We start from the raw sequence: 11,688 nt of genomic DNA, 5'->3' as shown, positions 1-11,688 counted from the left end.
CTGCCGACTATCGTTTTTTTTCCCCCGGGCCGCGGGGGTTGGTGTCTAAATAACTTCATGATCGACCGGGTGGGGGTCAGGGGCGGGGCAGGCGCATCGCCATCGTGGGTGCCTCGGCCATCACTGAGGTGGGAGTGAACGGGGCACCGGTGGGCAGCTCCTCGGCCCGACCGATCTGCACCCCCGGGTACAGCTCGATCATGTCGTTCTCGCCCAGCACCCGGGACTGCTGCGGCGCCAGCGGGATCCGGTCCGACTCGGTCATCGAACCGCCCGGCCGGATGCCCGAGCCGTTGGTGCTGACGTCGGTCACGATGACCTCGCCGACCCGCAGCTCGAAGCGGACGTGACCACGGCTGATCCAGCGCCGGGCCTCGTCGTTGAGCCACTGGCCGAGCATGATCCCGCCGTCCTGCTCGGGAGCCCGACCTGCCACGATCGGCTGTTCCTCGCTGAGCACGAACCGCCGTCGGACCAGGCCGCCGACGCGCACCGCGAGCACCTCGGTACGCGGACGCGGGCCGCCGTCACCGAGCCGTACGCCGTGTCGGGGGCAGGTCGGCACGCCGTTGCGCAGCGCGGGCGGCGGCTGCGCGGCGGGGCTGCGGTCGGCACCCCCGGCGAGGTCGGCGAACGCGCCACCCCCACCACCGCCGCCGAACAGCGCGCAGCCCGACTCCGGGCAGCGCCACTGGCGGGCCAGCAGCTTGACGCCGGTCGGCGACCGTTTGCCGGCCACCGGCGAGTGGCCACCACCGACGTGCGCGATGAACACCGGCCCGCCGGCGCCCGGCACCGGCGCGACCACCCGACCGGGCTGCTCGACCAGCCACGGGAAACGCCCGCGCAGCCCGTCGAAGCGGACCCGGCTGAGCACCGGCAACCCGAGCAGGTCGGCGACCTCCAACATCCGGTCACCCGGGTTGTCCAGCACCTCGACGAGCCCGTCGTCGGCCCAGCGGCGGACGACCATCCGCTCGTTGGAGGTGAGGTCGGCGTCGGAGAGCAACGCCCGGTGCACCACCGCGTAGACCTGGACGCTGTCCTCCTCCAGCTCGCGGGAGAGCGCGTCGATGACCATGCCGAGGCGCAGCAGGCTGGCCGGCCGACCACCGTCGATGTCCTGGTAGCGGATCACCTCGGCCAGGTCGATCACGGCTCGGGCCAGTGACGGGTCCGTGCAGACCCGGCCCTCGATGGCATCCAGAACCTTGCTGATCTCGAATCTCATGCCGCACTCCGGACGATGTCGTCAATTCGCCGGGCCAGCTCGATGTCCCGGTGGGTGACCCCACCGGCCGAGTACGTGACACAGCGGAAGGTCAGGGTCCGCCATCGGATGTCGATGTCGGGATGGTGGTCGAGCTCCTCGGCCACCGTCGCCACCCGGTCCACCACCGCGATGGCCGCCGGGAAACTGCCGAGCTGGACGCTACGACCGATGCCGGTCGGGTCACCCGACCAGTCGGGCAACCGGCTCAGCTCTTCTCGCACCGCGTCCGCGGTGAGCAGGTCTGCCATGACCAGACCCTACCGGTGGTGCCTCCGGAGAGCCGGACGCGCCTCCGGTCCGTATCAATCCCTGACCGTACCGTCCTCAGATCTTACTTCATCAATCGGTTCGCCTGATCCTTGAGTCGTTCCGCATGGTCGTCCCAATCCGGGCCGAATGAGAGAAGATCCGCCGCCGCCTCTCGCAGAAGATCTAAGTCGTCCGGACGCTGGAGACAGGCAAGGCGGTACGCCAAATTGCGAGCCCATGGCGCCAGTGCCATCCAGTCATCCGCCAGAACCTCTCGCAACATCGCGACAATCTCGTCGGCCGACGCGAACGTCACCTGCTCTATGTACTCGCGCGCCACATCAGGCATCCGTCGGGTGCCGGCATCATCGGTGGCACGAATAAGGTCTCTGGCTGCACCAATAGCCGCCTTTGTCCGAGCAATGTTCAGGTCAACATCGAGAGCACTTAGCCGAACGGGGTCACGCTGGTCGTCAATTACGACTACGTGGAGCAAAGCACCAATACCGGGAGCCTGGTCGGCCGATGACCAAGCGGGGTTCTTGGTATTGTCGATCACGCCTCGGATTCCGCCTGGGAACTCAACTTCAATTCCCCATGGCCTAATCGCTTTTACGGTCACGTCGAACTCTTGATTAAGAAGGATTTCCATGCCTGTCAGCCGCCTAATGATTCTGCTGAAGGCATGGAACCGGTTGGTTCGTTCAGCAGCCTCGCACAGCATGGAGGTGACTAGCGGAAAGACGTCCTTCCTATTAGTACGTCAGCCTTCTCCATGACATTAACAACAGGGCGCTCGCCGCGCCATCTGCCGTGGAGGTCATCGCGATATTCCACAAGTGCCTGCCAGTCATGTCGAGCGGGCTCTGTCAAAAATCGCCCCCGAGCCGGGGTGGACGGCGCGGTCATCGCCGTCCACCCCGGATCACCGTAGCCAACATCATGTCGAGGTTAGTCATTCATCTTCAAAGGATCTGACTCGAATTGGCATCACGCCTGGGAAGGCGCCTCTACCGAAGCCGGGCCACTCCGTCCCATGCGGACGGCTGCACCAACTCGCTGACGCCGGCACACCCATCAGCAATGGTTCGCCAATCCTACCGATAGTCAGCTAATTCGTCCCTCACTACCGCCACGGACCACGTCACGAAATCCACCGGAACTCGATTTCCCAACAGGTCGATCGATAATTCGCCGGCCGGCGACTGGTGGTAATGCATAACCTCTCCCCCAGTCTGGGGCGTCAAATCCCACACCTCAGCCATCCAGCCATCAGATTCCCTGTCGCTGAGCACAGTGATCTCAATGAGAGCATCACCGTGTTGGTGAACAGTCATGACCTAGCTCTCCCTGAAGGAGTGGAGTACCCAGTTACCGACACCACCGGGTTGCCGGAACTGCGCCCCCTTGTCTGGCAGGAGAAATTCCATCACGTTGTCGCCAGCCCTGTTCGCGTAGCTTTGAGTGGCCGTCTTTGGATGCGTGAGAATATCCTCTAAAGTGTCTTGTCCGACGCCGTTCCAGCCGGTCGGATTTTTCTTTCCGCCAGGAACGGCCCACTGGCCATTATTTGTTGCACGATTGCCGTGCTTCTGCTGCTCGAATCCGGCACGAGTGAAGCCATTCTTGTCGGGCGCCTTGCCTGCTGCCGCAAGGTCGTCAAGTGATGTTCCACAGTTGTGAACGAGTACCGGCGTCTCGCCTGCGACGACATAATACGTGTGGATGTCTTCGACGGTGAGGTTGTAGACCGTCGTGTACTCCGTCCACCGGCGCGTGCTCACCACGGACAGCTCACGGCCATCCGAGCTGACCACCTGATCACCGTTGAGCAACTGCCCGGCCTCGATCCACCGCTGCTCGTCCTCCACCCAGAACGGGTGACCAGCGGTCGCGGTGATGTCGGCGGCCTCGCCGTCCAAGGCGACGGCGATGTCCACCAGGTCCCGCTCGCCCTCACCGCGGATCAGCCTGGTGACCGGCTTGGCCTCGGTCTCGCCCGTCTCAGGGGAGGTGGCCAGCACCAGGTCGCCGAGGAGGACTTCCTCGATGGGCTTGGTACTGCCGTTGGCCATCAGCACCGCGGTGCCCGGCACGAAGCTGTTGGACAGGCAGTTCGCGCCCGTCCGCGAACCGAGCTTCCCGGCGTCACCGGCCCCGGTACGGACGCCACCCTTGGCACCCGCAGCCGCGCCTCCCTTGGCAGCGCCTCCCCCGCCGCCGCCGCCGGCGGCGATGCTGAACGCGTCAAACAGCAGGTGACCAGCCGCTCGGCCCGGGTGACCTGACTTGACGTCGTTGGTCAGGCCGTCGGACCAGTCCTTGACGGCCTGACCCGGGTTGCTCAGCGTCTTCTTCAGCGTGTCCCCGCGCGCGTTGCCGCGAGCCTTGGCCGCCTCGCTGGTGTCCTTGTCGACCAGGGGGTTGCCGCCGACCGCGGTGTCGTAGACAGTCTGCGCGAAACCCTCCGCAACTCCCTTGGCGTCGGAGCCGATTGCCGAGGCGGCATCCTTCACGAAGTCACCGACCTCGCCCGCGGCGTCCGACAGCCAGTTGTGGCCGTCCAGTTCGACGTTGCTGATCGGGTTGCCACCGGCGAACGCGTACCGGTTGCCGGTGTACGGGTCGACCGCGAGCCCCAGATCGTCAAGCGCCCCGTTGTACGAGTCCCGGGAGAGGAACTGGTTGATGCCCGGGTCGTAGTCACGGAAGCCCATGTCGTAATCGCCGGTCGACTGGTCGAACCGCTTGGACTGGAACCGGTACGCGTTGTAGGGCGCCTTGTCCGGGTTCTCCGGGTTACCGGCGTCGGGCTTGTCCACGCCAGTGAATTGGCCGGCGTCGTTCTTGCCGTAGGCGGTGTAGCCGTAGGTGGCCCGACCGTCGCCCTTGTCGTCGGTGATCTGCCCGACGTCGGACGACCCGTCGTAACCGACGTACGAGTCCTCCTGAGTGCTGTCTGTGTTGGTCTTCACCTGCGACAACAGGTCACCGCCCGGACCGCGCTGGTAGGACTTGACGACCTTGGTGCCCTCCAACTCGGCGGAGATGTCGCCCGTCAGCCCGAGATACGCGTACGTGGTGGTCTTGCCGCCGTAGGTTCGGGTCGCCTGCCGGTCCAACGGGTCGTAGGTGTAGGTCGTTGTCTTGTTGCCCGGGTTCTTGACGTTGGTTACGACATGGTCGAAGCCGTCGTAGGTGTAGCTCTCCACAGTGGTCCCGAGCGAGGTCACCGTCTTGAGCCGGCCGTACGGGTCGTAGGCGTATGTGGCTGCCACAGTGTCGGCGATGGCCTTCGTCAGGCGATTCTTGTCGTACTCGAAGTCGGTGGTGACACCGCTGACGGTCTGCTTGACGACGTTGCTGTTGGCGTCGTGCACGTAGCTCTCTGTACCCGCTCCGCCGCCGGTCTTGGTGACCGTACGGACCCGGTCCTGCGGGTCGTAGGCGAAGGTGCTGGTGGTGTCGACGTACGCGGTGCGGTTGTCCGCGTTCTGCTTGTGCGAGACATCCTTGGACTTCTGCCCGTTGGCCGCGTACTCGTACGTGTGTTGGTTGACCACCGCGCCCCCGGACTTCTTCTCGACCTGGCTCTGCACCGAGCCGTTGAGGAAGTAGTCGGTGGTGACGACATTGCCGTTGCCCTTGGTCTCGGTCGCCGTCTGCCCGCGCTTGGTGTAGGTGTAGCGCGTGTACTTCGGCTTCGGGTCCGTCGGCGACGTCGAGTTCTTGATCTCGGAGGCGAGATCCCGCTCGGCCTCGTAGGTGTACTCGGAGATCTGCGTGTCGTGGGTGCGCTTCTTGAGCAGATCGTTGGGCTCATACGTGAAGGTGGTGGTGTTCTTGACCGCCGTGCTCTTCTTCTCCTCCACGCTGGCGACGCGGTTGATCTGGTCGTACGACACGGCATACGTGTCGATCGCCGCCCCGGTGCTCGTGTCCAGCATCTTGGCGAGATTGCTGTTGACGTCGTACTCGTAGGCGAAGTTCTTGCTGGGCGTGCTGGAGCCGGCGCCGTTGTCGGACTGCGTCTTCTTCTTGCCGTCGGGGAAGTAGGTCCAGTTCATCTGACGCGGCGTGCCGCTGGCGCCGGCGACCGACCGAGAGGTCTGCGCACCGTTGTCGTCGTAGCCGTACGTGGTGGTGATGTTCCAGCCGACATCCTTCGAGCTGCGAATCCAGCCGTTGTCGAAGAACGTCTGCGTGGTGTCGTTGCGGGCCGACTGCCCGTTCGACGGCGGCGCGGAAATTCGCTCGAGGTTTCCGGTTGCGTCGTAGTGGTACGTCGTGACCGGCGGCGTGACAAACTGAGAGTCGTCCCGGTCGTACGGTTGCTGGACCTCACGGACCCGGTTCAGCTTGTCGTAGAGCGTGACGGTCGCGAAGTCGTCCGGATCGTCAGTGGTCTCGACCCCGCGCGGGCTTATCTGCCGGCTGAGGTTGCCGACCTCGTCGTACTCGTACTTTGTGGTGCGGTAGGTGATCGTGCCACTGACCGACTGGTACGGCACCTTCTCCTCGATCAGCGCCGAGCGTTCGTCGTAACTCATCTGCGCCCGGTTGCCGTCCTGGTCGATCGAGACGGTCGGGTTGCCGTCCCGGTCGTACTCGACGCCCGTGGAGTTGCCCTTCGGGTCGATCGTCGTCTTGATCCGGCGGTTCAGGTCGTAGGTGAACTGCGCGGTCCAGTCGTTGGGATCGGACGTCGCGTTCTTTCGCTGGTCGGTCTGCTGCCTGACGTTGCCGGCCAGGTCGTAGTCGATGGTGACCCGCCCGGTCAGCGCGTCGGTGACCTCCTTGGGCCGGTTCAGCTCGTCGTAGACGTACACGGTGGCGTAGTCCAGCGTGTCGGCCGGAGTCAGCATGCCCTTCGGCTCGGTGACCTTGATGACGTTGCCCACCTGGTCGTACTCGTACTTGGTGGTCGACGCCTCGGAGGTGGAGGTGTCCTTCGGTGTGGTGACCGTGCTCGGCCGGTCCAGCGCGTCGTAGACCGCGGTGGTCACCGCGCCGGTCGGTGACGTCTGGTCGGTGACATTGTCGTTCTTGTCGTAGACCGGTGCCGGGGTGGTGATGTAGACGCCGTTTGCGGCGTCCTTCGGAACCTTCTGCGTCAACGGACGACCGAGGCTGTCGTACGTGTAGGTCGCAGTGTGCTGTTTCGGGTCGGTGACGGTGACGGTGAGCACGCTGCCGATCGACGAGTAGGTGTACTTCGTGACCTCGGTCAACGGGTTGGTGATCGTCCGTGGATAACCGACCGGGTCGTAGTCCGCGTAACCGGTACTGTGCCTGTTGGCGTCCGTCGCAGTGGTCATCCGCCCGAACGGGTCGTACGCGTAGCTCGAGGTGTAGTCACCTTCTGTGCTCGTCGCCGTGCCCTTGGGGTCGGTCACTGAGGTGAGGTTGCCGACGCTGTCATAGCCGAAGTTCCAGTGCCGACCCTCCGGCGAGTACTTGTCGGTCAGCTCGGCGGTGTGCCCGGCTAACCCGTACCTGTAGTCCATCCGCAGGCCAGGGGTGTTGTTCCGGTTGGCCTCGGGATCCTTGATCTCCAGCGGGTAGCCGGTCACCTGGTCGAACCGCCAGGTGGTGATCGCCCCATTCGCCTCCTCCATTCGGGAGACGTTGTTGTCGGCGTCCCAGCCCAGGAGGGTGGCCTGGTTCTTGGCGTTGGTGATGCGCGTGGCCCGGCCGAAACCGTCGATCATGCTCTCGGTGGCCCGGCCCTTGGGATCGGTCACCGTGGTGATCACCCCGTTACTGGCACCGCCGTCCGGGTCCTGGTAGTCCACCAGGGTGTTCTTGAGCAACCGGTCGGTGAGCATGCTCACCTTGCCCTGCAGGAACTGATCACCGGCCTCGTTGTAGGCGACCTTCGTCACGGCCGTACGCGGGTCGGTCACCCTGGTCAGGCGGGCGTTCTGCGGCCCCTGTGACTCGTCGTAGACGAAGCCGAAGGGCTTGGCGTCGGCGGTGCCGGACCCGTCGGTGACCTCCCGGAGCAGTCCACCGTCGCTGTAGACGAAGGACATCACCCGCCCGCTCACGTCGGTGATCGACTTGAGCTGGTTGATGATCCGCCGGTTCTGCAGGTTCGTCAGGCTCTGCTTCGTGCCGTTGACGAATGCGGTGTAGCTGTCTCCCGCGGCGTAGTAGTCCAGCGACAACGTCCGCCGGTTGTCCGGATCGGTCAGGTAGCGCAGCACCGCGGTGTCGCGGTAGTCGACCTGCATCCGCTCGTAGGTGAACAGGAGCTGGTTGCCGTTGCGGTCCCGCACGGCACTCTGGTAGCCCTGCTCGTCGAAGATGAACTGGCTGCGGTCCGGGCGCGTCATCGTCCACGCCTGGCTGGTGTCGCCGCTGCCGGTGCGTTGCAGGTACAGGTGCACCCCGGCGGGCTGCACGTAGCGCCAGTCAGCGGTATTCGCGCTGTTGTGCTTGTCCAGGTTGAACAAGTGGGTGGTGCCGTCACCGTCGGTCATCGCGGCCTGCTGCGGCCACGTGCTGTCCCCGCCCCGGAACTGCAACGGGGAACCGAGCCGGACCGCACTCGATGTGGACAACGACCAGCCCAAACCCATCGACGAGGTGGACGTGTCCTGGCTGTTGTAGGTCAGCCGGACGAACGTCGACACACCCCGGCTCGGATTGGCCAGCGGGTTGTAGCCGAAGACGGCGTTACCCGAGAACTGGTTGACCATCAGCGACGAGCCGGAGCCTGCGCTGCCGCCCGCGTACTGGTAAAACTTTTCCAGCCCGAGCTGGTCGGAGGTCGGGTCCTCGACGGCCACCGCCTGGTCGAGGGGTTCGATCTGGGTGCCTGCCGACAACCACTGCCCGGAGGTCTTGTTACGTAGTTCCCACTTCAGGACGTAGTCCTCGCGGCGATCGCCGTCACCACCGCCGGCGGGGGCCTTCACTGTGGCGTTGATGGTGACCACACCGCCGGGCGCCTGCGCCGACGGCAGGGGCGTCTCGATCGGGTTGCCCGCGTTGGGGGCAGGGGTGCCGTCCTGAAGCGCCCAGTGGTACGACAGGACCCAGTCTGACGGCGACCACACCGACGACGTGGTGTTGGTGACGGTGACCGGCACCAGGTACTGGTCGCCCGGGACCATCCGGCTCGGCGTGTTCGGCGCGTGGTAGGTGCTGGCGCTGTTCGGCACGGTGTAGATGACCCGCAGCCGGGGCCGCAGCGACGACTCGGCCGCCTCGGCGGAGAGGAACAGCGACCGTTGTTCCGCACCGGCCTCGTCGGCGAGCCGGATCTGCACACCCTTGTTGTTGCTCGCGCTGTCCACCCACCGCTGCACCAGCGGCCCGGCCTCCCAGTTGACCCAGCCCGGGTCACCGTTGACAGAGCCGACCGACGACTGCACTGTCGACTCGGCGTCGCCGCCGGCCGTGGTCCAGGCGACCCCGGTCTGGGCGCTCTTCCACGTCGAGGTGGTCTCGCTGAAGTCACGGGTCAGCCCGCGCAGTTGGAACTGCTGTTGGCCGACGCCCGTCCCTTCGGCGGACCAGCCCCACAGGCCGACCTGCGCGTTGACGATCTTCGCCTGAGCGGGCAGCCCGGTGACGTTGGGGAACTTCATCACCACTCGGCTGGTGCCGTAGATCGAGCCCTTGTTGCCGACCTGAAGCTCGCCGCCGGCATCCAACTTGTCCCAGTTGTTGTCCGGCTTGAGGCTGGTCAGGGTGTTGTCGTCCGCCCCGGTGAAGAACCTGATGACCTGACCGGCCTTGGGCAGCCGCACCATCTGGGTCTGCGCCGGGATGACCGTGCCGTTCCGCAACCGCACGGCGACCATGTAGAAGTAGGCCTCGCCGAACTGGCTCGACGAGTTCGCCGGGGTGGGCGTGGCGTGGGTGTCCGAGTAGGTGGTGCGACCCGGTCGGATCGGGGCGACCAGGGTGGACGCGTTCGGCATGAAGTTCTGCGTCTTGCTGGAGTGCACCTGGTACTCGACCAGGTCGTCGTCAGGCGACGACGACGGGTCGGCATAGGTGGACCAGGACAGGTCGGCGCCGGTGGCCCGAACATTTGTCACCGGGTTCAGCGCGACCCCGGGCTTGCCCCAGGTGAGCAGCAACTTCGGGCCGTGGTCGTCCTCGCCACCGTACGAGAAGTCGCCGGACTCGTACCGTGGGCCGCCGTTCGTGTTGGTCTCGTCCTTGCCCTTGATCATCAAGCCGTAGTTCGTCGCGGGGTTGTCCAGCCAGCCCTGCACCGTCGAGCGGACGCTGTAGCTGTGCCAGGCGTTGGTCTGGTGCAGTGGCTTGGTCACCTCGGCCCGCTTGACCAGGCGCACCCCGTCGGCCACGACCTTCTTGTTGGCCACGTCGCCGAGCACCACCTTGTGCGTGGTGCCCGCCTTGAAGCCGTAGGTGCCGATCGACACCCAGTTCTGGTTGCCCGAGCCGGTGGTCTGGTTGACCGTCTTGACCACCGAACCGCCGTCGTGGAACACCGTGTAGGGCGCGTTCGTGGCCCGGTCCGAGCCCGGCACGTAGTGCACGTACACCTCGTACTGGCCGTCCTCGGTCAGGCGCGGCACCCAGGTGAACGTCTGACCCGTGGACGCGTCGGCGTTGTACCGGTAGGCGCCGTTGTTCGCCTGACTGCGGTCGGTGGCCGTGGCACCGACCCACTCACCGCTGGCGGACACCTTGGCGGCGTCCGCCTCGTCGACCTGCTCCCGGTTCTCCCCGACCTCGGCGAACTTGGCGCCCATGTTGCTCCACGTCGCGGTGGTCTCGCTCCACGCCGCGGTCACCCGACGCGCCTCGAACGCCATCGCGGCGTCGTCGGCGCCACCGTGGGTCTGGTCGAAGTACATCTGCAGCTGCGCCGAGTCCAGCACGGTGTTGGCCGGCACCTTGGACAGGTCGAACTTGGTCAGCGACCGGAACGTGCCCCCGGTGGAGGCGCCGGCGGACAGCTTCCAGGTGCTGTCGAAGTTCTCCGTCGGACCACCGGAGGCGAGCATCACGTCCTGGGCCTGGCTCAACGTGGGTTGGACCTTGATGGTCGGATCGATCACCACCGGGTACTTACGGGCGGCGTCGCGCAGCCAGGCGTCGTCCGCGGCGACCGTCACCACCGTGCGACCGTCCTGCTGGCTGACCCGCTGGCTGACCTGGTAGCTCATCGCCTTGCCGACCACCGAGGCCTGGTCGTCAGCGCTGTCGTACATGTACGGCCGAGGCATCGTGAACAGCGCCGGACCCTGCCGGTCCGTGGCGAAGAACGACACCGAGCCGTCGGCCTGCGGCACCGCGCGGACCGAGTCGGTGTCCAGCGTGAAGGTGTACGTGGCCGGCCCGCTCGGCGGGGCGGCCAGCACGATCTGCTCCTTCACCGCTGACGGCGTCACCTCGTAGACGAGGTCAGCGCCGGCGACGGCACCCCGGTAGGTGACCCGGTTGCCGCTCGCCGTCGGGCGCAGGGCACGCGGACCACCGGCGAGCCCGAGGGTCAGCCCGTGGTCGCCTGTCGAGTACGACAGCACGCGGTCACTGCGGTCGCCGAACCTGCTGGCGAACGCGTTCTGGGTGGCGGCGTACGGATAGCCCGAGGTGCGGCCGGCCGACACTGTCGGTTTGATGTCCTGCCAGCGGCCCTTGCTGTCGCGGTAGTGGACCGGCTCACGACTGGCCTCCGCCTGCATCCGCCCGTCGGCCAGCAGGAAGACCTTGGTGCTCGCGGTGCGGCGGTCGGTGAGTTCGCGGACCCGGCGCACCGGCGGCATGGGCTCTGCGGCCGTCGGCTGGGCCACCGAGGGAAGCACAGTCGACGGACCTGGCGGGGTGGGAGGCACGTCTCGGCCCTGCGGCGTCGGGGGGCGCAGTACGGTGCCGGGCCGGGGCGCCGGATCGGCTTCACCTGCCGGTTTTCCGTACGCCGGAGTGCCGGATATCACCAGCACGACACCGGCCAATGCCGCAATTAGGCGGCGTCCATTACCAATTCTGCTCATCAATTGCCCTTCACGCGATGCGTACGACGAGGACACGAGGACCACGGCACATGACGTGCCGGTCGAACTGCCACGAAGAAGGGAATCAGCGCGCGCTGAAACAGCGCCGGACACCGCGACGAGGCTCAGAAAATGAGTCGGATCAGCGCCCCCCGTGGGTGCCGCAGTGAAACTAGCAACTGT

Annotated in this window: 4 protein-coding genes; all 4 read right to left on the bottom strand. The window is 65.8% G+C overall.

Going from position 1 to position 11,688, the window contains the following annotated elements; all coding sequences use genetic code 11:
* Positions 1 to 76: 76 nt before the first annotated feature.
* Positions 77 to 1,231: an FHA domain-containing protein gene (locus ACLQ3F_RS20505; protein WP_357208564.1), complete on the bottom strand. Its 1,155-nt coding sequence runs from the start codon at positions 1,229 to 1,231 to the stop codon at positions 77 to 79.
* The gene (locus ACLQ3F_RS20500; RefSeq protein WP_425850844.1) at positions 1,228 to 1,521 is read right to left on the bottom strand and encodes a 4a-hydroxytetrahydrobiopterin dehydratase; all 294 of its coding nucleotides are present in this window, start codon (positions 1,519 to 1,521) and stop codon (positions 1,228 to 1,230) included. Before ACLQ3F_RS20500 ends, ACLQ3F_RS20505 begins: the two co-directional genes overlap by 4 nt.
* A gap of 83 nt (positions 1,522 to 1,604) precedes the next feature.
* On the bottom strand, positions 1,605 to 2,174 hold the full coding sequence (locus ACLQ3F_RS20495; protein ID WP_425850842.1) for a hypothetical protein: 570 nt from the start codon (positions 2,172 to 2,174) through the stop codon (positions 1,605 to 1,607).
* Positions 2,175 to 2,862: 688 nt separating this feature from the next.
* Complete coding sequence (locus ACLQ3F_RS20490) at positions 2,863 to 11,304, bottom strand: DNRLRE domain-containing protein (protein ID WP_425850840.1); 8,442 nt, start codon at positions 11,302 to 11,304, stop codon at positions 2,863 to 2,865.
* Between the last annotated feature and the right edge of the window lie 384 nt (positions 11,305 to 11,688).

Origin of the sequence: Micromonospora sp. DT15 (assembly GCF_049841475.1) — a bacterium.
Taxonomy (GTDB): Bacteria; Actinomycetota; Actinomycetes; order Mycobacteriales; family Micromonosporaceae; genus Micromonospora.
The sequence above is the reverse complement of the archived record's forward strand: the minus strand, read 5'-3'. Positions and strand labels throughout refer to the sequence as shown.